The following is a 22700-nucleotide window of genomic DNA, read 5'->3' as shown; positions in this document are numbered from 1 at the left end:
TTGAGTTAACTCCCAAATTCCATTTTTGATCTTTCTTTTGCTTCTCTGCAACGATCTAAGAACAACCTCGAGACAGAATCATCGGGGTTTTTATCCAATAGTTTTGAAAATCCATCCATAGCTTCTTCAAAATCGTCTCGTCGAAAAGCATCCAATGCCAAGGTATAATCATCTTTAATAGAAATGAGTCTGGATGCTTTTTCTGGTTCATATCCATCCAAAACTTCCACAACAAATACAGATTCTGTTTTGCCTTTGATTGCCACTCGGTCGAGAAGTCGGTAGTGGTATCCTAATCCTTCGGAGGCCTCAATGAATGTATCTGCGCTGATGACAATTCGAGAAGAAAAGAGTTTGGTGATCCCTTCAATACGAGATGCCAAGTTGACGGCGTCGGAGATAACAGTTCCTTCCATTCGTTTGTGTTCACCTAATATTCCCAAGGTGAGGTTTCCTGTGTGGATTCCGATTCCCACTTCGACGGGAATGTATCCGCAGTTGGCTCTATGGCCATTATAAATACGAATAGCGTCTTGCATTTCGACGGCCGCTTTAACGGCATCATTGATATCGTATGGAAATAGTGCCATAACAGCATCACCGATGAATTTATCGATGAATCCATTATTGTGCCGAATGATAGGGCCGACTCGTTGTAAGTAACTGTTTAAAAAATCGAAGTTTTCTTTAGGAGTGAGTCTTTCTGAAAATTCTGTAAAAGATCTGATGTCAGCAAAGAGTATTGTCATTCTTTTTTGGACCTGATCCCCTAAATCCACGGATCGGATATCGGTTTTGCCTAAGTGGTACAAAAATTCTGTAGGAACAAAACGACTAAAGGAATTGCTGAGTTGTTTTTGTTCCTGTGCAAATTCCAAAGTTTTTGTCATGGTTTGGCGAACAATCCGTCCGAAGGTTATCACTTGTAAAAATACAAAGATCACAACACTGGCCGGTGCTATGTAGGTTGTATGGATGTATGATTCTGCATGAAGGACATCATTGGTAGCCGCAACGAGAACCAAAAGCATTCCAAATAACAAAGGTTTGGACTCCATACGTTTTTTTTTGTAAGCTCGATACAAATAAATAAATATAATAATCCCATTGGCAACAAAAGCAATGGGGTAGATAGATGCTGTTTCTGTAAAATAAACTGGCGGTAATAAAAGACCAATCGTTAAGATCGATGAAAGAATATAAAAGAAGGTTCCCATTCGTTTGGAGAAGTCTTCGGGAAAAATTGTATAAAAATAATGATAGAGAAGTGGGGCAGACCAGTACCAAGAAAGGTATTCCAATCGTAATAGAAAAGAATAGGGAAGATCGACAAATTCTAATAAAATACGTTCTCCCGTGGAAATGGTTCGAAGTAATACTGCTACGGAAAATAAAAAAATTCCCATTGTGTGTTTGCCATCACGATTGTAAAAATACATTACAAAAAAGAAAAATCCCACAAAGGTTAGGATCGAGGACAACATGGTTTCGTTGATCTTTCGTTTGGTGAGTCGACTTTCTGCTTTGGTGTAAGTAGAAAGAACAATATCATTCCAAATCCCTCCCTTCCTGTGAACGTAATTGGCAACATAGAGATCGATGGTGATGTTTGATGTTTCTGGTAAAACAACAATGGTGGATTTTACTTGTGGAGTGTATTCATTTGCATTGGTTCCTGGTTTTCCTGACCCACCTAAATACTTTCCGTTAACATAAATAGCGTATGAAGTGTCTTGTTCTAACACCGTAAGTGCCATAGTCTCGTGAAGATCTTCAGCAAGTTTCAATTTGATTCTGAAACTTGCATGACCAAATCCACCAAGAGAACCGTAATCCATTTTGTATCCATTCCAATGTTTGGGAAGGTTTAGCAACAAATCTGAATCGGTTTCTTGTATTTGAGAAGGAGCTGTATTCCAGAAAAATTTCCATTCCCCATCCAGAGCCACAAATGGTTGGTCTGAAAAAGAATGTTGGCTAAGATCTAAATACCCTTTCTTTGTTTCTGCTTTTACACTCCTTTCCTCTGAAAGACAACCGAGGTGGAATAACATGACGATAAGAAAGAGTTTTTTCATTTAGGCTTGTCGTTTCGGGAATACCGTATAATCCTGAAGTTTTGTGAATTTGACTTCGTCTCGTTTGTAACCGAGAAGTCCTTCTAGGGTTTGGTAACGGTTCATTCCCATACTGATTTCTATATCTTGGCCTGTGAATTGTCCTGGGTGCTCGTATCCACAAGAATGAGCTAAACTAAGAAGTTCTTTTCGAAACCCTTGGATGTATTTGGCTGCACGTTTTCCTTTGATCTCAGGATCCACACCGCGTTGTAACCACCAATTCTGAGTGGCAACACCGGCCGGACAATGGTCTGTATGACATTTTTGTGCTTGGATGCAACCAATGGATAACATGGCTTCTCTAGCCACATTGATGAGGTCACAACCCATGGCAATCGCAACCACGGCTCGATCAGGAAAACCTAATTTTCCGGAACCAATCCATACAATTTGTTCGGACAAACCCTGACTTTGGAAGAGAGTGTAGACTCTTTGGAATCCAATTTTAAAAGGTAAAGAAACATGGTCGGCATAGGTAAGGGGGGCGGCTCCTGTTCCGCCTTCTCCTCCATCGATCGTGATGAAGTCGGGTCCTTCTGAACTTTGTTTCATCTCATGAGCGAGTTCTTCCCAAAATTCAATTTCACCAACAGCACTTTTGATTCCCACAGGAAGTCCTGTTCCGTTCGCAATTTTTTCTATGAATTGAATGAGTTCTTTTACATTCGTAAACTCACTATGGGAGTTAGGAGAAATACAATCTTTTCCTTCTTCGACATGGCGGATGGATGCTATTTCTGCATTTACTTTTTTTGCAGGAAGGATCCCACCTTTTCCTGGTTTGGCGCCCTGTGATAGTTTAATTTCAATCATCTTAATACATGGATTTTCTCCCACTTTCTCTTTTAAGACATCCAAACTAAATTTTCCAGAATGGTCTCTGGCACCAAAGTAACCAGTTCCAATTTGCCAAACCATATCAGCCCCTTGCTTATGGTAATTGCTAAGACCACCTTCGCCTGTGTTGTGATAGGCGCCGGAATCTCTAGCACCTCTATTGAGTGCCATGATTGCATTTTTTCCAAGAGAGCCAAAGGACATCGCAGATATATTCACAATGGAATAGGGTCTATAAGGAAATTTTCGTTTGGTACCAATGACTTTTAAACAAGGGATACAACTTGTATCATTGTTATGGATGTATGCATTTGCTTCTGGATAGGGGAAGGCTTTGTGTTTTATGATGGGATATCCGGGTTCGTATTGGATTTCTGTAGTTCCAAATCCAAAGTTACTGTTTTGTCCTTTGGCCGTTGCATAAATCCAACTTCTTTCGGTTCGATCAAAGGGACGTTCTTCCTTATCATGGGCAACCCAGTACTGCCTAAGTTCTGGTCCTATCATTTCTAAAAAATAGCGAAGCCGTCCAACGATGGGAAAGTTTCTCTGAATTGTGTGCGTTTTTTGAGTGATGTCTCTTAAGAAAACGATCGCAAGAAACAACAACAATCCAATCAGAGTGGAAGATAGGGGATAGGTTTCAATCCAATTGAGTATTTGATCCATAAGTGGTGCGTCCATTTCTATATTCAAAGCAAAAAGTTGACAAGCTAAGATTGGAGGCGGGCTAAAGATTCCAAAAGTTTTTCTTTTGTAAAGGGTTTGAAGATATATCCAGAGATGATTGGAATTTTTGCAGCCCGTTCTGTATCAGCATCGTCAACAGAGGAACTGACAAGGAATACTTCGATTGTTTTTGGAAACTTGGGAAAGATCTTTCCAAAGGCATCTAAAAATTGCCATCCATCCATAAAGGGCATATTGATATCGAGAAAGATGATATCTGGAAGTAGTTCTTTGTTCTGAAACTCCTGATGAAAGAATTCGAGAGCATTTTCCGCATCTGAAAATACCAGAACTTCCCCTTTGATCCCGGCATTGGAGATGATCTTTTTCGTAGTGAACTGGTAAATTTTATCATCATCAATAACACAAATTTTGGGAGTGGTCATAGAGTCTCTCGCCCGTCGGGAAAGTACATAAGGAATGTAGCTCCATCTCCTGGTTTGGAACGCACTTCAATCCTTCCACCTACAGATTCCATTTTGTATTTAATCAAAAACAGCCCGAGTCCCTTACCACTGATATGACGATGAAAAGTTTTCTTTAACTGAAAAATTTGTTCACCATATCGTTCCAAATCGATCCCAGTTCCATTGTCTGAGAAAGAAATGGCGGTTTGGGATCCAATTTGAAAGGATTCCACGGAAATACGTAGTTTTCTGTCCGGGTAGGAATACCGTATGGAATTGTTCAGAAGATGTAAGAAAATTGTCTCTAAAAACTCTTTTGAGAAATAAACCGTTTCTCCCCCCGAAAAATCGGATTGGATTTCTACCTGTTTGGTTTTTAATTCTCCTTCCATCAGTTGTAACACATTGGAAAAAGATTGGCTAATAAGGACTGGTTCTGATTTGTAAGTGTCTGGATTTTGAATTCTTAATGTGGTGATTAGTTCAGAGAGGACAGTTTCTAAGGTTTCAGTGACACCTACTAAATGGTTTTCCAATTCTCTGATTTCTTCGAGATTGTTTGTCTCTTTCATTAAATCGAGAAGGCTTCTTAAATTACTAACGGGGGCTCGCAGGTGGTGAGAGATGATTTGGTTGTAAGCTTGTAGTTGTTTGTTTTGTGTTAAAAGGGAACTTGTAATAGCCTTCAACCGATCATTATTTTCTAGAAGGAGAGTTTCTGATTTTTTTCTTTCATTGATATCGATGATTTGAGCAAGATAATGGAGGGGATGACCCGTATCGTCACGAAGGACAGTGACTGTGATATAGGCCCAAACTTTTTTTCCTGATTTATGTAGGTATTGTTTCTCAATTGAATAGTTATCGATAATTCCTTTTTGAACTTCATCTCTATACTTTAAATTTTCTTCGAGTTCTTCACCGGCACTGATTTCTGAAAAATGTTTCCCAATGATCTCGAAACTTTTATAACCTAAAAAATTAGCAAAGGCATCATTTGCTTCATCAATATATCCGTGTTTTCCTGTGAGTACAAGTCCAATCGGCGAGTCGTGGAATAATGTATTGAATCTTCGTTCTGAGAGTGCTAAATTTGCCTCGGTATCTATTTTTTCTGATATATCTCTAGAAGATGAATGTAAATATTTTTTTCCTGTAGTGGGATGTATCGTTAAACGATTGTCAGATTGTAGCCAAATATAGTTTCCGTTTTTATGTAAAAAACGAAATGTCGTATGAATGTTCTCATCTCCGCGAAGCAGAGGTTGGTGTGATCTTTCTTGGATGAGCCTTCTTTCATCAGGGTGAAAATAATCGTAAGGATTTTTACCAACTAGTTCTTCTGCATTATATCCTATGATTTTTTCCGAGTTGGGGCTGACATAAATATAGGTTCCGTCTGATTCGTGTAAACAAACCAACTCTCGGCTAATAGCCGTTACTAAGTGAAGTATCTCAGAATCGGGAAGTCCCACGAGGAAAATTCTCGGCAATTCCTTTGGATTGTCTATCCGAAATGTAAATGTGAACTAGGATTTTATAAATTTAGTCTCATTTGTAAATTTTTTTAAACCAACCAAATCAAAAAAGAACCAGTCTTTGTATGGCCATCAAAACTGATTTAAGGGATACTCAAATGAAAAATCTATCGTATGTCATTCTGGACGGAAATTTAACCGCAGATCCAGAAGAAAGAACTATTGCAGGTGGAAAGTCTTTAGCAAATTTCACAGTTGCCGTCAACCACACGTCCAACAACCAAGAAGGAAAGGACAAGGAAGATGTGTCTTACTTTGAAGTGGAGGCTTGGGAAAAACTGGGCGAGAATTGCGTGGAATACCTGAAAAAAGGGAGCAAAGTCACCGTAATGGGGAATCTGAAACAAAACCGGTGGAAAAGTCCTGAAGGTGAAAATAGATCAAAAATTAAAGTCACTGCTTCCACTGTTCGATTTGACAGCGTTCGAAAGAAAGAGTCAAAGGTTGCTTAAAAAGGACATGGCGGGTGTTGGAATCTCCCTACACCCGTTTTCGTTAGGGAGTCGAAATCGTTCTTTTTTTATGTTTTGTATGGGTGGGGGAATCAAAAATGGAATGGGAATCGTGATCATTTGATTTTTCTTCTGATTCATCCGTTAGTTTTTTTTCATCAATACGTTCTTCTAGTAATGATTGTTTCCCATTTTTGTTTATCGATATAATGCGAAAATACCGGGGAGAGGAAACTAGGTTCCATTCTCGAAACATAAATTTTGTGAATCCATGTTTGGGCCCAAACACACCATTCGAGTTTTCAATTTTTGATTTGATATTGGTTTTGAATTCTAATTGTTCAGTTTGTGTTAGGTTTGGAAACTGTGCAACTTCACCCTCTACATAACGATTTTTTAAAATATCCAATTCTCTTCGGTTACGTCCGGTGACATCTTCAAAAAATTTCTGTTTGGCTCCATTACAATTTCCGGCGTATGATTCACAGTTAGGTTCTAGTTGCGGATTTACATAAGTGAGTTCTAAATAAATATTTATGTATTCACCAAGATTGGGAACTTTGCCTTCTTGGATTTCTAATACTTGAGGAACTGTGTCTCTATCGGTGTATTGTCTTTCTATGGCCTCCCGCGAGGTTTTAGTTTCAGGAATTGTGCTATTTACCTTTACTGGTTTTTTTGACTCACCAACGATTACTTTGTTTCGCATCACTTCTGTTTTTGTTTCTAAAATTTCGTAGGCTTGGAAGTTTACTGGTTGTTTGGCGATAATTTCACCTTTCTGGTTTAGGACAATGATATGATGGTCCAAAATGGTGCCGGAAATGATTTCTTCTATGATGCTAATACCGGCATCTTCAAAAAACAAATCCAACTGTATAAAGGGAATTTTGTTCTCTGAATATTCTACACTGACACCTGGTTCTAAAGTCAGAGGTTTTTTTCCTTCTTTAGAATCCGTATGAACTGCTTCCGATTTGGTGATCATCTTAATTCGGTTGAGATTGATTTGTTCTGTGTGAGTGGGAAAAGTTGGGGTGACTACCTGTTGCGGAGTTTGGCATCCGAAAGAGAGGAGTAACAGGAAGGAAACAAAATACAAACGATTCATATTTTAATTATCGGACATAGATTGCCCCTAAAATTAGGGGCAATCAGTAAGTTTAGATGTGTTTTACGGAAAGCGGAGGGAGGATTGGTCCGCTAGTTTGGAGGATTTCCACATACTTTCCATTGATCATGCGGTATGCTTTTTCCGGTTTTTCTTTTAGGAAGTAAATAGGTTCCATTCCTGTTTGAGTCGGTGCTTCTAGTTTCAATACCTTACCCCATTCAGAATAAGTAAGGGTAATGGTTTGACCATCTTGTTTGTATTCTTTGACTAACTTTCCATCAAAGTCATATTCAGCGATTGCGATTGGATTTCGATCAGTCCAAAACTCAATTAGGTTGAAAATAAAGATGTCTAAAAAACTTCCAAATCCATAAGCAATGTATAGTGGGAAGATCATTAAAAGGGAACGAAAGAAACCTGCGAGTTTGCCAGAACCAATTTGGATGTTTCCATTAAAGGAGTATACTGCTTTGACAGCACCAAATTTTCCAAAACAATTGGAAAGTAAGCCAAAGGACAAAATTCCCACGAGAGCTGTTTTTAATATTTTTTTCATTTTATACCTCTAAGTTTTTAGCTAGAAAACTAGAGGTATATCATAGCGATTCTGTAGACATCTGCAAGCCGAAATGATTGACAGACATATTTTTTCAAAGAGCCTGGTCTGAATAGAAGGCAAATCCCATTGATCTTTTCCGATTTTGAATATTTTGTCTTCTTTCTCTTTGTTTTTTTTACGGTTTGGTACGTATTCCCCACCATTTTTTCGAATCAATCAAGAGAAACACGAATCTTACATATTTTCCTACTCATTAGTAGTTATTTCTTTTACATGTCTTGGGATTACCGTTTTGGTGCGCTCATCCTACTTTCCACTGCCATTGACTATTATGTAGGACTGAAACTTAGCTCAGAAACCAGGGAAAAAATAAGATACTACCTCTTACTTTTTAGTTTGATTACCAATCTTGTTTTTATATTGGGATTTTTTAAGTACTATAATTTTCTTGTGACCTCTATTAACACAGTCACCAATCCAATGTTTGGTGCAGATCTTTTGCCTGTTCTCAAAATCATTCTTCCTGCGGGAATTTCTTTTTTTACCTTCCAATCTTTATCGTATACTATTGATGTGTATCGCCGGGAAATCCCTGCTGAAAAAGATTTCATCCGTTTTGCTCTTTTTGTGAGTTTTTTCCCGCAACTGGTGGCAGGCCCGATTGTGACGGCAAGAACCTTTATGCCACAATTGTACAGTCCTAAGAAATTGGAAGATATCGAATTCCGTGTTGCCATTCGATTCTTTATGTTAGGTTACTTTAAAAAAGCAATCCTATCCGATATGGTGGCCCCTACCATTGATACCATTTATGCAGATCCTGCTGGGCATCACGCCTATGCCTTGTTAATTGCCGCAGCTTTGGGCGGAATTCAGGTTTATTTAGATTTTAGTGGATATTCGGATATGGCGATCGGTAGTGCCATGTTACTCGGTTACAAACTTCCGACAAACTTTAATCTGCCTTTCATTGCCACTTCAGTTTCTGGTTTTTGGCGTCGGTGGCACATGACCTTAAATTCTTGGTTACGTGATTATATTTATATCCCTATGGGTGGGAGTCGGGTAACGTCGGTAAGACGAAAGTTCAATCTTTGGTTTACTATGTTTGTGAGTGGAGTTTGGCACGGAGCCCAGTGGACTTTCGTATTTTGGGGATCCCTCAATGGTGTTTTTTATGTCTTGGAAGAGGTTTGGAAGGAATGGTTTCCGGACAAAAAGGACAATCCAGAAACAAAACACTGGTATAAGGTTCCTCTTTGGATCTTTCAGAATATTCTGAATAGCTCCATTTTCTTTTTAGGGGCAGTCTTTTTTCGTTCCCTCACTTGGGAAAATGCCTGGATCCACATTCGGGGAATTTTTACTTTTCAGATGGGACAAATTCGGCCTTATATGTGGAAGGACTTCCTCTGGATCCTATTCTTCTTATATTTGGGCCATGCCATTGGTTATTTGATCTTTGAAAAGGGAAAAGGCAAACAAATCCCGGCTAGTTTGGAGTTTGCCCTCTATCCGGTTCTTTTTCTTGTCTTAAATTTGGCTACACCAGAAAATTCCGTTCCGTTCATTTACTTTCAGTTCTAATTTGCTTTTTTCGTTTCCAATAATAGGAATCCTTGTACCTTGTTGCTATGGAAAGTGAGCGAAGGCTTCCAAGAATTTCTCCCGGTGACTTTTCTGGGTTTGAGGTCCAATTGGATTTGGAAGGGATCACTTTGTTCGGAAAGTTAGGGAATATATCAGAAGAAGGCCTTTGTTTTTTGGGTGAGGATGACTTACTCAGCGATGAAATTGAGTCCCAAGTTTTGGGCAGTATCGTTTGGTCAAAAGGCACCAAACGGATGTTCTTTGAAGGAACAATCATTTGGACCCAAACTTCTAAAATCAAAAACGTAATTTATTATATTGCGGGAATCCAGTTTCAAGAAAGACTCAATCTGACTGATTCCATGCTTGCACGTAGTTTGGAGATCAAATGAAAATACTACTTCTTGGTGGAACCGGTCTTATCGGTAAACAAGTGTTACTCTCTCTTGTTTTTTACCCTCAAATCAAAAAGGTAATTGTTTGGGCGAGAAACTCGCAATCCGCCTCAAATCCCAATGTTCCCATTGAAGTGGTACAAGTTCGTTTTGAGGATTTTCAGTCAGGAAAGGTTTCCATTCCGGAAGGGATCGATGCTGTTTTTTGTTGTTTGGGTACAACCATCGGCAAAGCCGGTAGCAAGGAAAAATTCAGAGAGATTGATTACGAATATCCATTGCTCGCAGCAAAACAGGCAAAAGAAAAGAGAGTCCCAGGATTTTATATCATTACCGCTATGGGATCAGATCCAAACTCTACTATTTTTTATAACCGAGTGAAAGGCGAAATTGAAACGGAACTACGTAAGTTACAATTTCCCTTTTTAGGAATCTTTCGGCCTTCTTTACTGATTGGAGAAAGAGAAGAAGTGCGAGTAGGGGAGAAGGTGGGAGAGTTTCTTGGCAACCTCATTCCTTTTGGTCTTCTTGGTTTAAAAAAATACAAACCCATTCCCGGTGAATTTGTTGCCAAATCTATGATTCATTCTTTGTTACGCGACAAACCAGTGCCGGGCGCGGCACCTACAGTGAAAATTTATGAAAACGATGTCCTTTGGGAGATCGGTAAGGACCATTCTTTTTGATTCCAGATAACAAATAAAAACCCTATTCCAAAACCAAATACATTATCCTCAGTTGGGTAGTTCACTTCATTGTTCGAGTTTGGTATCTATTTGTTCGAAACCAAAAATTCATCATCCCCGAGGAAAGTGCCAAGGTCATTGAAAAAGGTTCCGGTTACATCATTGCTGTGTTTCATGAAACCACACTTTCTCTTTATAGGCATGCCACCCAGTATTTGAAACGAAAGAAAAAAGCAGATATGGTGGCACTTGTATCCCAATCGAAAGATGGTGAAATCATCCACCAAACCTTTGCTCGCTCTAACCTTCGTTCGGTTCGTGGTTCTTCCACAAGAGGTGGGACTGGGGCGTTTCGCAATATCTTAAAAGAGATGAAACAAGGTGCGGTCCCTATCTTTACTGTCGATGGTCCCAAAGGCCCGAGAAGGGAAGTGAAACCCGGAGTGATTGTAACGGCCTCTCTGACAGGATTTCCCATCCTGTATTTGCATTCTTGTTATGACAGGGCTTACACTTTCAAAAGTTGGGACAGGCATTTTTTCCCTAAATTTGGGGCAAAACTTTTCATCCAATACGGGGAGCCGTTCTTTGTTCCGAAAGGGCTTTCGGAGAGCCAAATGGATGAATATGCCAAAAAATTGGAAATAGCTATGGGGAAAAATGCAGAAATCCTGGAATCTTTTGTGCGTGGACAATACCCCGACAATTCTATTGACGTACCGCCTAAACTCTAAATTTTAACCAAGTAAGGTAAAAAATATGTCCTCTCTTAAAAACTATATCTTCACTTCCGAGTCCGTATCGGAAGGACACCCAGACAAAGTCTGCGACCAAATCTCTGATGCCATTCTCGATGCGTATTTAGCCCAAGATCCAAAATCCCGTGTGGCTTGCGAAACTCTAGTCACTACTAACCTTGTTGTGATCGCAGGCGAAATTACCAGTAAAGGAAAAGTCGATACACAAGAAGTGGCTCGTGATGTGATCCGTAAAATCGGTTACAACGATATCAATATGTATTTCGATGCTGATTTCGCTGTGGTTGCATCACACGTGCATGCACAGTCTCCTGACATTGCCCAAGGGGTAAATGAAGGAGAAGGACTTCATACAGAACAAGGAGCAGGGGACCAAGGTCTTATGTTTGGTTTTGCGATTGCAGAAACACCGGAACTGATGCCAGCTCCACTTTATTACTCTCACAAACTTTTAGAACATTTATCTGAACTTCGTCATACTGGCAAAATCGATTGGCTTCGTCCCGATGCTAAGTCACAAGTAACCATCCAATACGAAGATGGAAAACCAAAAAAAGTGGACACTGTGGTTATCTCCACACAACACAAACCAGGTGTGACTCACAAACAAATCGAAGAAGCAGTGATCGAAGAATGTATCAAAAAAATGATACCAAAAGAACTTCTTGTGAACACTCGTTATTTTATCAACCCAACCGGTAAATTTGAGATCGGCGGACCACATGGTGATACAGGTCTTACTGGTCGTAAGATCATAGTAGATACTTACGGTGGAATGGGTCGTCATGGTGGTGGTGCATTCTCTGGAAAAGATCCATCTAAAGTAGATCGTTCTGCTGCGTATATCGGTCGTTATATTGCTAAAAACGTTGTGGCGGCTGGTCTTGCACACAAATGTGAAGTGCAACTCGCTTACGCAATTGGTGTGGCAGAACCTGTATCGGTTCTTGTGGATACATTTGGAACAGGAACTATTTCTGACGAAGAAATCGCAAAACGAGTTTTAGCAAATTTCAAACTCACTCCAAAAGGAATTGTAGATGGTTTGGATCTTCTTGGAAAAGGAAGAAAATACCAAGAAACAGCTGCTTATGGTCACTTTGGTAGAACAGGTAGTACGTTTACTTGGGAAAAAACTGATAAAGCTGACGCTTTAAAAAAAGGATAAGTATGGGAGCACCTAGCCAATCCACTGCGGACAAAAGAGCAACAAGAGATGCATACGGCGAAGCCTTAGTTGAGTTAGGTGCGTCCAGGCAAGATATCGTAGTTTTAGATGCGGACCTTTCCGGTTCCACTAAAACTGCGGATTTTAAGAAAAAATATCCTGAACGTTTTTTTAATGTTGGGGTCGCTGAACAGAACTTAGTTGGCCATGCAGCGGGCCTTGCCCTTTCCGGATTTGTACCTTTTGCCTCTAGTTTTGCTATGTTTTTATCTGGCAGAGCTTGGGAAGTGGTTCGAAATAGTGTCGTATATCCAAAGTTAAACGTAAAACTCGTTGCCTCTCACGGTGGAATCACCGTAGGAGAAGATGGTGCGTCTCACCAGTGTATCGAAGATTTTGCGATTATGAGAGTCATTCCTGAAATGACTGTGATTTGCCCTTCTGATTTTAACGAAACCAAACAAGTCATTCACGCCATTGCAGATTACAAAGGACCTGTTTATGTAAGGGTCGGCCGACCTGCCATTCCTGTGATTGAAAGAGAAAACTACAAATTCCAAATTGGAAAAGCAGAAGTGATGTCCGAAGGAAAAGATGTTTGTATCATTGCCAACGGTGTTATGGTCAACGAAGCCATGATTGCTGTCGGTCTTCTCAAAGAAAAAGGAATTAGTGCAAGCCTTCTCAATATGGCAACTATCAAACCTTTGGATCGAGATGCCATCATCGCCAAAGCAAAAGAATGCGGGGCCATTGTAACTTGTGAAGAACACAATGTTATCGGTGGTCTTGGTTCTGCTGTCTCAGAACTTCTTTCCGAAGAGTATCCAGTTCCTGTTATCAAAGTTGGAATGAAAGATACATTTGGAAAATCGGGAACTTGGAGTGGTCTACTCGATTACTTCGGTCTCCGTGCCAAAGATGTAGTTTCCCACGTAGAAATCGCTATTTCCAAAAAGAAAAAATAAGGTTTGGGTTTTGGGTTATGACCGGAGCCGGAGTTTCCCAACCATCCATCTTAGAAGAAACCGAAGTGAGGCCACGTCATAATGACGGGCCTTGGAAAGTTGTCCTTTGGGATGATGACTTTCACACTTACGAATATGTGATTGAGATGTTAATGGACGTTTGCCAAATGCCTTGGGAAAAAGCCTTCCAACATGCGGTGGAAGTCGACACTAGAAAAAAAACCATCGTCTTTTCAGGGGAATTGGAACATGCCGAGTTTGTCCACGAACGGATCTTAAACTATGGCCCAGACCCTCGGATGAGTTCCTCAAAAGGATCCATGACTGCCACTTTGGAAAAGTAAGTTCTTATTATTAGGTGTTATGTGGAATCCTTCCTAAACTCAACTCCAGATAATTATCAAATACTTGGATCTATACAATGAATAACTATGAAATTAATGAATTCGGTCAGCCAATTGGTTTATTAATTAATAATTTACAGAAACCAAAATTTCCTGAAAAGATAAAAATTCACGGAAAATTTTCTATATTGGAACCATTAAGTTCTGAAATACATGCCGAAGATTTATACGAAGCAAATTCTATTGATAAAAATGGTGAATGTTGGACCTATTTAAATTATGGACCTTTTAATACAATATCAGAATATAAGAAATGGATCATTGGAATAGAAAATCTTATAGACCCTACTTTCTATGCAATCATTGATAAAAATACTTCTAAAGCCGTGGGAGTTATTTCTTACCTTAGAATTGATTTAGAAAATTCTTCAATTGAAGTTGGCCACTTGAATTTCTCTAATTTACTAAAAAAAACTAAAGCGGCAACAGAATCATTGTATTTACTTATGAATTATGCTTTTGAATTGGGTTTCAGAAGATACGAATGGAAATGTAATTCACTTAATTTTCCTTCTAAAATTGCAGCTGAGCGATTTGGATTTTCATACGAAGGAACTTTTAGACAACATACAATCAATAAAAATAGAAATCGTGATACATCATGGTTTTCAATTATTGATTCAGAATGGAAAGAAATTAAAGCAGCATTTGAAATATATTTAAACGACAATAATTTCGATGAAAATGGAAATCAAAAAATAAGCCTATCAAGCTTAACAAAACCTCTTTTGAAAATAAACATTTAGAGTATGGAATCGGTATTATTGATTCTATTCTAATCTCCGATACCATACAAATAAATATAAAACTTTGGACTTTAGATAAAAAAATATTAAATGTGCTTTAGGCGTAATATATTTATGATATGTTGGAAAAATATCGAATAAAAGAGGCCTCCCTTTTCGTTTCGGTAAGTTTAGGTGTTATACGATATTTTGTTTATATTTTTGGAGCCTTCACATCTTTCGTTCTAAGGCATAACTTCGTTCCGGTACTAACAGAGAAGAAACCGATTCATTGGTATCTACTTTGATATGAGTTGTTGGATTGTAAGTATCCAACATATAGTCCCCATCCACAATGAATTGGTAATGGTATTCACCCGGAAGTAATTTCTTTTCGAGAGTAAAAACTCCCTTTCTATCTTTTTTCAAAAAATCATGTTCTGGGTTCCAATCATTAAAACTTCCCACAACTCGAACTACTTCGGCATTCGGTAAATAGATTTGGAATTTTACGGTTCGTAAGTCTCTTTCTTCGTTTGCGGAATCTTCGAGGACCATTGTTTTTGTTTGGCGGTCTGTATCTTTTCCTTCTAAAATAAAACGAGAGTAGTAAGATCCAGAACCATCTTCCAACTTATCGAAATTTTCTGGATCGTAGGTTAGGAGTCCATTTACCCGGAACTTATATTCATAAACCGGATCTTCTTCGTAAGTATCTGTGATTTGTGTAGGTTCTACGACTGTATAATAGATTCCGTATTGGTTTCGTTTCATATCGGAACAATCCCAATTGTTAAAACTTCCACAGATTTCTACCGATTCATCTCGAAGTCCGTTATAGGTAAATAGAATCCCTCTATGAATGAGTTTGCCAGTGGATACGTAAGATTCTACATCAAGATAACGAATGTAACGTGGAGCGATATTTTTTTTGAGACTTTCTAGTTGCCAAAGGTAATACACCGTATCTTGGTCTTCTGTTTCATCGGACATCTCTAGTTCTTTAGAGGAAAAACTTCCAATCCAATCCATTCCCTCCTCGGCAAAGATTCCGATTCCTGTGAAAAAGAGTAAAAATAGGGCAATACGGATGGATTTGAATTTCATCATAGTCTTGGTCGTTAAGGAGTCCTTCTAGATAATTTTCGGCAGAAATGAAAAAAGAGAGTGAAAGGTTTTTTTCCTCACGAACCATCTGACATAATAAAAAAAATATTCTGTCATTTTAAGAAGGGGCCGATAATTCATTAGGAATAGACCCGCAATGGCTGAGCCGATAGACAAATTGAGTCCGGAAGAAATCACACAAATCGAGACGATGTTTTCGGCTCTCAATAAAAATCCGCTCTCATCGGAAGAACTGAATCCGATGGCGAAGGTTTTACGTGAGAAACTGGGATATACAAGTCCCATTACGCCTTCTGAACCAGAAGCCGACACTGACGAAGATTCCGGCTCTGCCTTTGACGATTTTGATAATGAAGGGGCGGGTGATGCCGAAGGTGGAGATCCTTTTGCAGCTCTTGATGATGAGGACGATGATTTTGGTCCTCCCAAACTTCCCAACCGAGAAGCCGAAGAAGACGACGGAATTGATTTAGATGAATTACTTGGTGAAGACTCACCAAAACCAAGCCCCACGCCAGCTGCGGCCGATGATTTTGACTTTGATACCCCAACCTCTGACACAGAGGAGACCGACCCATTTGCCTCCGATTCAGGAACGACTGACGAACCAGACCCATTTGCAAGTATGGACACTCCAGGAGAAACTTCTGGTGAGGATGATCCTTTTGCTAACTTAGATGCCGTCGATGAACCTCCGATAGAAGACAGACCAGCCCCAGTCATTGGTGACGATCCTTTTGCTAATTTGGGTGGAGAGGATACTCCTGCAACCACCGACGAAGACCTGTTTGCTGGTTTTGATTCTGGCGCAGAAGAAACCACTCCTTCCGGGGATGATTTTGATTTTGGAGGAGGAGCCGATACACCTTCCTCTGGTGGTGATGATCCTTTTGCGGACATGGGTTCCACCCCAACACCGACAGAAAGTTTTGGTGATGACCCGTTTGGTGGTCTTGATACACCGGCATCCGATGCAGACACCACCGACGATCCGTTTGGTGATCTTTCGACTCCCACATCTGGCGGACATACTTCTTTTGGCGATGATCCTTTTGCGGATATGGGATCTACCCCAACACCAACAGAAAGTTTCGGTGATGATCCCTTCGGGAATATGGACAGTCCGTCCACTCCTTCCCGCGACGATGAACCTGCAGATGTAGGTGGTGGATTTGATGATCCCTTCGGAGACTTGGGTGTGGGAATGGAACCACCAAGTCTTGATGATGACTTAGGAGCTCCTTCTTTTGACGATTTAGCACCATCCATTGATGATATGCCTGTCTCCACTATGGACGACTTTGGTTCCGATGGACCTGGGGGATTTGAGGAAGACCTCATGTCTCTTGGCAAAGAAGACGAACCAGAAGAGTCTCTAGAGGCCAACCTAACGGATGAAGAGTTAGCAGTCATCCAATCGGAATTACTCCGTTACCCGCCAAAACTTCGTCGTACCATCATTGATACGATTGTGAACCAAAGGATTCCGGTTCGCAATCAGAAAGAAATCATTGAACTCATTAAGGCACAACAAAAACCAGAGGACATCGCTAGTTACTTAAGTGGTCTTCTTGGCGAACGAGTGGAGCTTAGTGACTCCACTGGTAAGTTTGCAGCCGATGGTGTGCCAATCATTGCAAGCCGGGATGCTTATACCAAAGAAGGTGCTGCCCGCAAACGAGAGTTAGTTCGTAGAACAATTTTGTCCTCGGCTGCAGCAATCTTTCTTGTTTTTGGAATTGTGACTCTTTGGAAATACGTCATTGTTCCGTATCGTGCCAAAGCACAGTATGCACTGGGACTCGAAAAAATCGAAGAATTCAGTTATGAAACAGATGCTCTCGAGAAGAAAAAACTTCTTGCTGATGCCGAAAATTATTTCATCAAAGGGGAAGAGATTTTTCCACATAACTTAGAGTTTTTGAACAAATATTGTACTGCCTATACGAAAGCTGGGCAGTATGAAAGGGCCTTTGAAAAATGTTTTGGAAAAGTGGAACCTGATTTTGGTTATGAACCAGAAGACAAAGAACACAAACGTGCTTGGGAAAATAGAAAAGAAGTACCAAACATTAGTTTTGCGAAAAAAACAGAATGGAATGATGCGGGAGTTGAAACCGCTGGCCGACGACCATTATCAGAACTCGCATTTTATCTTACTTCTCAGGATAAAGTTCCAAGAAAGGTTTTAAAAGCGGGCGCTTATATTGCATCCCGTTTAAAATACAATGTCCATGACATTGATACCTACATTGCGCTTGGAAATTTTCACTCCTTTCACCGAAAGGACTTCATCGAAGTTCCGCCGGGTAGTAATCGCAAAAAATATAAAAACGATCATCTTGCCATTGAATACTTCAAACGAGTGTTTACCGATGGGGGAGATCCGGACAATGTAGATGCCATCGCAGGCATTGCTAAGATTTTTTACAACAAACAAGAGTTTGGAACGGCTGTTAAATACTATAACGATATCATTGAAAAGTATCCAAAAAATGCCATTGGACATGGTGGGATTTTATCAACATACATCGAAATGTGGAAACGAGATAATAATCCTCAGTACGTTTTAAACCACCACAGACAAGTTCGTAATGCTCTTAACATCGAGGATGAACTTTCTCTTTTTGTTTTGGCAAAACTAGCATCCTTTTATATTGATTTAGATTCTGAAGAAGTAAGAATCAAATACAATATCAACCCAGAAGACCAAGTCACTGGAATGGAGATTGATGATAATGTGGAATACCTTTTAAACATTGCTTATGGGAAAGAGGGTGGTTCCAAATTTGCCGAAGGATATTACCAAAGAGCTCGGTTCTATTTCAAAAAAGATGAAGCGGCACGTGCCCTCAAACAATTGGAATTGGCATCTACTTACGATATCCGCCACTACTTAGCCGTTTTACTTATGGCTGAGTATTATATCCAAACAGAAAACTATGATGAAGCCGTAAAACTCCTCAGGGAAGCTGATGATCGTTATCAAAACTACAGAGACAGGCTTGGGGAAAGAGATGAGGATGAAACCTTACTCGAAGGAAGTCCTGGAAGGATTTCGTTTAACTTAGGTAAAATCCAATTTTTGGAAGCAGCCGGAATTAACGTAACAGATAATATACGAGAATTTCCTGGTAAAAAAATCTATCCAGAACGAAGCATTGGAACTCTTTCTTATGAAGAGAAAGAGAGACGTAACGGGCTCTTTATGGCTCGCGAATCATTTTTGGCGGCCCTGGAACGTGATATTTCTAAAGATCCAAAGATTGTCAGAGAATGTTATTATTACTTAGGTTGGATTGATTACAACCATGGAGACTTTGCACAAACTTTAGATTTTTGGGCGGAACTTCCAGAAGAAGATATTTATAATAATGCAACTTTACTTTTTGGGAAAGGAAACGCCTTTTACTACACTAGACAGTACAATGCAGCCCTTGGCAACTATTTGAAGTTAAAAGATGATTTTGAACTGAAAGAACAAAGTTTGGGAAGGATCGATACAGAAAACTCGGATCATAGAGAAGTGTATGAAACTCTTACGGCCCTCTACAATAATATTGGAGCTGTGTATGAGAAAAAACAAGATACGATCAATGCTCTCAAATACTATTGGAAAGCAATGGAAACCGCACGTAAAATTGGTTCGGTAAGCGAAATTGCGAACTCTAACAAAGATTTGGTGTTTGCCCGGGCCAAACTCGATCGCGAACCATTGTTAGAAGATTGGCTCGCACCGACACTGGACCGATTGACTCAAATTAAAAAGTAGATCGAATTAATGTTTGCGGAAACGTTCGCGAATTCCCAAAAGAAAGAAATAGAAAGTTTCCCACATCCTTTGGATTCGGTAAGGTCTTGCGATGATCCTCCAAAACCAAATGAGTCCTCTTTCTTTGAACCATTCGGGGGCTTTTTTATCAGCACCAGATAACATATCTAAGGCGCCACCCACACCGATGACAACTGCTTTGCCAAAATATCCGGTATTGTTTTCGATCCAAATTTCTTGGTCAGGAAAATCCATGGCAAGGAAAATGATATCGGGTCCTGTTTTTCGGATGGCTTCTTTGACTCGCATCTCTCGTTGACGATCCAGATGGCCTGCATGTCTTCCTACGATCCGAACTTTAGGAAAATGTCTTGTGAGGTTAAAATAAATTCGTTCTACAATTTCATCTTTGGCCCCAAAAATAAAGGCGGTGAACTCTTTGAGTTCCGCTAGTCGGATGAGATCCATCATGACGGCTATAGGAGTGACTCGTTCTTTGAGCCTTCCCGAGGTCATCCAACCAATTCCTGCCCCTTCTACGAGAATTGTCCCGGCTTTTTCTGCAATCCGGTGGAGAGATTTTTTCGGACGCATCCTCATGAGTTTGATGGGATCTAAAAATAAAACGTGATGCATGCCTTCTTTTTTCTCAAGCACACGGAAGAGTTTAGCGATGGCCTCGTCTGTAGTGACGTTGTCGATGGGAATTCCCAAAACATTCAGAGTTTCCAGCTTGGAAACATCGATATTTTGGTATTCTAGTAGTATATCCCTCTCATCTTTTGAGGAATTGTGAACGATTTCGCTCAGTTGCTTCATGTAGCCGGGCTTTCCTTTCCTATCTAAAACATTATGTCCAGTATCCTCTATTGTCGCCTCTAAATTTTTAAAAACTGCCGTTTTTTCACTTGGATTGGAATCGAAAGAAAGAGAAAAAGTATCAAAATGTTTCGAAGCCATCTTTTCTCAATATTGATTTTCCTATTTCTCTCAAGCGCAAGTTATGCGGAAAAACTTTCCATTTATGGAACTATACAAAATGGTACAACCGGCGGATTCGGTAAAGCAGATTCAATTCGAATGTTGGCTTTACAAGGCGCGATGGTTCCTTTAGCAGATATCGGTCCCCAATCGGGTAAATTTCGTTTTCCCGAAACAGATTTGCCTGAAGGTGCACCCATCCTTTTGCAAATCCAGTACCAAGGCGTAAATTATAATAAAATGATTCCGCCAACTACTAAGTTTCGTACATCTCCGCAAGAGGTTACGGTGTTTGATACGGGTGCCGAACGCAAACAAGTTGCTGTGAAAAGTTTAATGCAAGTTATGCGAGAAAAAAAAGGTCTTCGAGTCTTTAAACTATTTCTAATTGATAACTCGAGTAAACCCCCGAAATCTTATGATTCTAAATTATCTCCTTTAGAATATTCGGTTGCAAAAGAAGCGACAGAGATTTTGGCGCAAATCCAGCAGCCAGGTAGTAAAATGGCAATTCCTTTAGGAATTCCAGAAGGAACCAACGGAGGAAGGATTTTGGATCGGGCAATCCTACCTGGTGTATCGGAGATGCAAATTTCCTATTTTATACCCAATAATAATGATACCTTCAGCGAACGAATGTTAATTGAGTCTGAGAATGGAAAGTTTCCCATCTTTGTAAAACCACAAGATATGGAAATTACAACAGGAGAAAAAACTCCAGTTACCAAACTAGATAAAGACGTTCCGGCTGGGCTTAGTGCTTATGTTCTTAGTTCTTTAGATTTTGGAACTACGGTTGAGTTTACATTCTCTGGTGGAAAACCACTTCCTACTATTTCCAACAATCCGAATCCAGAAATTTGGAATGGATCCATACTTACGAGTTGGGACCTTTCTCTTTTTGCTGTTGTGGGATTTCTTGGATTTTTATTTACGCTCTCATTTATTTTTGTCTATCGAAAACAAATAGAAAGGAAAAACAATCCATGAACCAAAAACAATCAGTACGAGATAAATCCTATTTGCGATTCTTTGGCCTCGCCGAACTCGCAGACCATGGAGCCAGAGGGATTCTAGCATTTTGGGTCATTTTAGGAATGGCCTTCTTTTTGTTCGGCGATCAAAACTTAATTGCACCCAATATGAAAAACATTGGTGCCTCTTTAGGAATTACAGATCCAAACGAAGTTGACTGGAAGTTAGGTGGGATTATTCCCGTATTGTTTTTTATTTTGGGTGGAGTGGTTTCCTTATCCATGGGATATCTATCACAAACCTTTTCACGAAAAAACTTACTACTCGCAACGGTACTACTCGGTGAAATTCCCTGTTTTTTAACTGCTTATGTAGAAACTTATGATCAGTTTTTGGTTTTGCGTACACTTTGTGGGTTTGGACTTGGTGGCATTTTTCCATTACTCTTTAGTTTGATTGGAGATTATTTTTCCAGCCAATCGAGAGCGATTGCTACTGGTTATGTTTCCTTGGCCATGGGACTTGGTGTGGGAGTAGGGCAACTCCTCGGTGGAATTTTGGGTGGAGCTGATCCGATTAATGGATGGCGCGCTTCTTTTATTTATATGTCTGCTCCTTCTTTTATATTCGCAGCAATTTATTTGTTCTTTTGTAAAGAACCCAAACGCGGTGGGGCCGAAGGTGTTGTCAGCGATGAATTATCTCACAAAATTAGTTTAAAAGATTTTAAATTACTCTTTGAAAACAAAACCAACTTAGGAGCTTTTTTACAAGGTCTTCCGGGATGTATTCCTTGGGGAGTTTTCTTTGTTTATTTGGCTGATTATTATGAACACACATATCATCTTTCAAAAGAAATTTCTGCTGGGATGATTACCTTTGCTGCAGTTGGAATTTTTATTGGAACTTTTTTTGGTGGGGTTCTTGGTCAAATTTTATATAATATTAAAAAAACATACCAACCACTTCTATGTATGGGAACCACATTCTTTGGTGTGTTCCCGGCAATTTTGCTTTTGTATTCCTTTGACATTGTTCCTTTTATGGGACTTTTCATTGCCCTGAATATTTTTACTGGGATTATGATCTCTGTCACCGGACCGAACGTACGTGCGGTGTTACTGAATGTAAATGAACCAAAATCAAGAAGTGCCATATTTTCCATTTACAACCTAACAGATGATTTAGGAAAAGGACTCGGCCCCGTGATGTCAGCCGTGATTTTAGGTTTGACTCCTGATCGGGGACTTGCTTTATCCATACCGATTCTTTTCTGGATTCCTTGTGCTTTGGCATGGTTACTCATATTGTTTAATTATGAAAAAGATGAAGAAAGAATGCGTATGCTTATGAAAGAAAATGCATCCGTTGCATAAATTCTTTAGCCTTGGGAC

The 22700-nt window shown here is 39.7% G+C and carries 20 protein-coding genes; 12 read left to right on the top strand and 8 right to left on the bottom strand.

All coding sequences use genetic code 11. The features are described from left to right. Positions 1 to 5: 5 nt before the first annotated feature. Genes LEP1GSC199_RS14535 through LEP1GSC199_RS14520 form a run of 4 tightly spaced genes read right to left on the bottom strand, consistent with a single transcriptional unit; the run spans position 6 to position 5586 of the window. The gene (locus tag LEP1GSC199_RS14535) at positions 6 to 2078 is read right to left on the bottom strand and encodes an adenylate/guanylate cyclase domain-containing protein (protein WP_002986565.1); all 2073 of its coding nucleotides are present in this window, start codon (positions 2076 to 2078) and stop codon (positions 6 to 8) included. Continuing rightward, a complete protein-coding gene (locus LEP1GSC199_RS14530; RefSeq protein WP_002986340.1) occupies positions 2079 to 3641 on the bottom strand; it encodes an FMN-binding glutamate synthase family protein in 1563 nt (520 codons plus the stop codon). It lies immediately after the preceding gene. 29 nt (positions 3642 to 3670) lie between these two features. Then, positions 3671 to 4072 (bottom strand): response regulator, encoded by a 402-nt coding sequence (locus LEP1GSC199_RS14525; protein ID WP_002986491.1) that lies wholly within the window; start codon positions 4070 to 4072, stop codon positions 3671 to 3673. Further along, a complete protein-coding gene (locus LEP1GSC199_RS14520) occupies positions 4069 to 5586 on the bottom strand; it encodes a sensor histidine kinase (protein ID WP_002986481.1) in 1518 nt (505 codons plus the stop codon). The genes LEP1GSC199_RS14525 and LEP1GSC199_RS14520 overlap by 4 nt, the downstream gene beginning before the upstream one ends. A gap of 143 nt (positions 5587 to 5729) precedes the next feature. Here LEP1GSC199_RS14520 and LEP1GSC199_RS14515 point away from each other — a divergent pair, with 143 nt between their 5' ends. Continuing rightward, positions 5730 to 6083 carry a single-stranded DNA-binding protein gene (locus LEP1GSC199_RS14515; RefSeq protein ID WP_015682476.1) on the top strand — a complete coding sequence of 118 codons (354 nt, stop codon included), beginning with the start codon at positions 5730 to 5732 and terminating at the stop codon, positions 6081 to 6083. Between the two features lie 43 nt (positions 6084 to 6126). Here the strand turns inward: LEP1GSC199_RS14515 and LEP1GSC199_RS14510 are convergent, their stop codons facing one another. Both LEP1GSC199_RS14510 and LEP1GSC199_RS14505 read right to left on the bottom strand, forming a co-directional pair. Then, positions 6127 to 7194, bottom strand: coding sequence for a hypothetical protein (locus LEP1GSC199_RS14510; RefSeq protein WP_002986348.1), 1068 nt, complete (start codon positions 7192 to 7194; stop codon positions 6127 to 6129). Positions 7195 to 7246: 52 nt separating this feature from the next. Then, on the bottom strand, positions 7247 to 7753 hold the full coding sequence (locus LEP1GSC199_RS14505; protein WP_002986519.1) for a DUF3332 family protein: 507 nt from the start codon (positions 7751 to 7753) through the stop codon (positions 7247 to 7249). Between the two features lie 129 nt (positions 7754 to 7882). On the opposite strand from LEP1GSC199_RS14505, the gene LEP1GSC199_RS14500 reads away from it, so the two are divergent. The 8 genes from LEP1GSC199_RS14500 (at position 7883) to LEP1GSC199_RS14465 (ending at position 14471) form a co-directional block, all read left to right on the top strand. Next, positions 7883 to 9343: an MBOAT family O-acyltransferase gene (locus tag LEP1GSC199_RS14500; RefSeq protein ID WP_002986604.1), complete on the top strand. Its 1461-nt coding sequence runs from the start codon at positions 7883 to 7885 to the stop codon at positions 9341 to 9343. A 32-nt stretch (positions 9344 to 9375) separates the two neighbouring features. Beyond that, a complete protein-coding gene (locus LEP1GSC199_RS14495) occupies positions 9376 to 9738 on the top strand; it encodes a PilZ domain-containing protein (RefSeq protein WP_002986410.1) in 363 nt (120 codons plus the stop codon). Then, positions 9735 to 10427 carry a Rossmann-fold NAD(P)-binding domain-containing protein gene (locus tag LEP1GSC199_RS14490; RefSeq protein WP_002986516.1) on the top strand — a complete coding sequence of 231 codons (693 nt, stop codon included), beginning with the start codon at positions 9735 to 9737 and terminating at the stop codon, positions 10425 to 10427. The genes LEP1GSC199_RS14495 and LEP1GSC199_RS14490 overlap by 4 nt, the downstream gene beginning before the upstream one ends. 167 nt (positions 10428 to 10594) lie before the next feature. Further along, positions 10595 to 11161 (top strand): lysophospholipid acyltransferase family protein, encoded by a 567-nt coding sequence (locus LEP1GSC199_RS14485; RefSeq protein WP_002986265.1) that lies wholly within the window; start codon positions 10595 to 10597, stop codon positions 11159 to 11161. Between the two features lie 25 nt (positions 11162 to 11186). Further along, a complete protein-coding gene (gene metK / locus LEP1GSC199_RS14480; RefSeq protein WP_002986373.1) occupies positions 11187 to 12353 on the top strand; it encodes a methionine adenosyltransferase in 1167 nt (388 codons plus the stop codon). Positions 12354 to 12355: 2 nt separating this feature from the next. Continuing rightward, a complete protein-coding gene (locus LEP1GSC199_RS14475) occupies positions 12356 to 13321 on the top strand; it encodes a transketolase family protein (RefSeq protein ID WP_002986271.1) in 966 nt (321 codons plus the stop codon). Between the two features lie 17 nt (positions 13322 to 13338). Beyond that, positions 13339 to 13665 (top strand): ATP-dependent Clp protease adaptor ClpS, encoded by a 327-nt coding sequence (locus LEP1GSC199_RS14470; RefSeq protein WP_002986331.1) that lies wholly within the window; start codon positions 13339 to 13341, stop codon positions 13663 to 13665. 77 nt (positions 13666 to 13742) lie between these two features. After that, the gene (locus LEP1GSC199_RS14465) at positions 13743 to 14471 is read left to right on the top strand and encodes a GNAT family N-acetyltransferase (protein WP_002986582.1); all 729 of its coding nucleotides are present in this window, start codon (positions 13743 to 13745) and stop codon (positions 14469 to 14471) included. A gap of 210 nt (positions 14472 to 14681) precedes the next feature. On the opposite strand, the gene LEP1GSC199_RS14460 is transcribed toward LEP1GSC199_RS14465, so the two are convergent. Beyond that, complete coding sequence (locus LEP1GSC199_RS14460) at positions 14682 to 15560, bottom strand: glycogen-binding domain-containing protein (RefSeq protein ID WP_039926940.1); 879 nt, start codon at positions 15558 to 15560, stop codon at positions 14682 to 14684. Between the two features lie 154 nt (positions 15561 to 15714). On the opposite strand from LEP1GSC199_RS14460, the gene LEP1GSC199_RS14455 reads away from it, so the two are divergent. After that, positions 15715 to 19350 (top strand): tetratricopeptide repeat protein, encoded by a 3636-nt coding sequence (locus LEP1GSC199_RS14455; protein WP_002986507.1) that lies wholly within the window; start codon positions 15715 to 15717, stop codon positions 19348 to 19350. A gap of 6 nt (positions 19351 to 19356) precedes the next feature. Here LEP1GSC199_RS14455 and LEP1GSC199_RS14450 read toward each other — a convergent pair whose 3' ends face one another. Next, positions 19357 to 20169: a WecB/TagA/CpsF family glycosyltransferase gene (locus LEP1GSC199_RS14450; protein WP_039926958.1), complete on the bottom strand. Its 813-nt coding sequence runs from the start codon at positions 20167 to 20169 to the stop codon at positions 19357 to 19359. A 126-nt stretch (positions 20170 to 20295) separates the two neighbouring features. Between LEP1GSC199_RS14450 and LEP1GSC199_RS14445 the strand changes: the two genes are divergently transcribed. Continuing rightward, on the top strand, positions 20296 to 21321 hold the full coding sequence (locus LEP1GSC199_RS14445; protein ID WP_002986500.1) for a hypothetical protein: 1026 nt from the start codon (positions 20296 to 20298) through the stop codon (positions 21319 to 21321). After that, positions 21318 to 22682 carry an MFS transporter gene (locus tag LEP1GSC199_RS14440; protein ID WP_002986274.1) on the top strand — a complete coding sequence of 455 codons (1365 nt, stop codon included), beginning with the start codon at positions 21318 to 21320 and terminating at the stop codon, positions 22680 to 22682. Before LEP1GSC199_RS14445 ends, LEP1GSC199_RS14440 begins: the two co-directional genes overlap by 4 nt. Positions 22683 to 22700 lie beyond the last annotated feature (18 nt).

It is taken from the genome of Leptospira vanthielii serovar Holland str. Waz Holland = ATCC 700522 (assembly GCF_000332455.1).
GTDB classification, from domain to species: domain Bacteria; phylum Spirochaetota; class Leptospiria; order Leptospirales; family Leptospiraceae; genus Leptospira_A; species Leptospira_A vanthielii.
Note: the sequence above shows the minus strand (reverse complement) of the source record. Positions and strands in the feature narration are given on the sequence as shown.

Excerpts from the sequence above, each read along its gene's own strand:
- LEP1GSC199_RS14535 (WP_002986565.1), bottom strand. The coding sequence starts at position 2,078 with ATGAAAAAACTCTTTCTTATCGTCATGTTATTCCACCTCGGTTGTCTT.
- LEP1GSC199_RS14530 (WP_002986340.1), bottom strand. The coding sequence starts at position 3,641 with ATGGACGCACCACTTATGGATCAAATACTCAATTGGATTGAAACCTAT.
- LEP1GSC199_RS14525 (WP_002986491.1), bottom strand. The coding sequence starts at position 4,072 with ATGACCACTCCCAAAATTTGTGTTATTGATGATGATAAAATTTACCAG.
- LEP1GSC199_RS14515 (WP_015682476.1), top strand. The coding sequence starts at position 5,730 with ATGAAAAATCTATCGTATGTCATTCTGGACGGAAATTTAACCGCAGAT.
- LEP1GSC199_RS14510 (WP_002986348.1), bottom strand. The coding sequence starts at position 7,194 with ATGAATCGTTTGTATTTTGTTTCCTTCCTGTTACTCCTCTCTTTCGGA.
- LEP1GSC199_RS14505 (WP_002986519.1), bottom strand. The coding sequence starts at position 7,753 with ATGAAAAAAATATTAAAAACAGCTCTCGTGGGAATTTTGTCCTTTGGC.
- LEP1GSC199_RS14490 (WP_002986516.1), top strand. The coding sequence starts at position 9,735 with ATGAAAATACTACTTCTTGGTGGAACCGGTCTTATCGGTAAACAAGTG.
- metK (WP_002986373.1), top strand. The coding sequence starts at position 11,187 with ATGTCCTCTCTTAAAAACTATATCTTCACTTCCGAGTCCGTATCGGAA.
- LEP1GSC199_RS14475 (WP_002986271.1), top strand. The coding sequence starts at position 12,356 with ATGGGAGCACCTAGCCAATCCACTGCGGACAAAAGAGCAACAAGAGAT.
- LEP1GSC199_RS14470 (WP_002986331.1), top strand. The coding sequence starts at position 13,339 with ATGACCGGAGCCGGAGTTTCCCAACCATCCATCTTAGAAGAAACCGAA.
- LEP1GSC199_RS14465 (WP_002986582.1), top strand. The coding sequence starts at position 13,743 with ATGAATAACTATGAAATTAATGAATTCGGTCAGCCAATTGGTTTATTA.
- LEP1GSC199_RS14460 (WP_039926940.1), bottom strand. The coding sequence starts at position 15,560 with ATGATGAAATTCAAATCCATCCGTATTGCCCTATTTTTACTCTTTTTC.
- LEP1GSC199_RS14455 (WP_002986507.1), top strand. The coding sequence starts at position 15,715 with ATGGCTGAGCCGATAGACAAATTGAGTCCGGAAGAAATCACACAAATC.
- LEP1GSC199_RS14450 (WP_039926958.1), bottom strand. The coding sequence starts at position 20,169 with ATGAAGCAACTGAGCGAAATCGTTCACAATTCCTCAAAAGATGAGAGG.
- LEP1GSC199_RS14445 (WP_002986500.1), top strand. The coding sequence starts at position 20,296 with ATGTTTCGAAGCCATCTTTTCTCAATATTGATTTTCCTATTTCTCTCA.
- LEP1GSC199_RS14440 (WP_002986274.1), top strand. The coding sequence starts at position 21,318 with ATGAACCAAAAACAATCAGTACGAGATAAATCCTATTTGCGATTCTTT.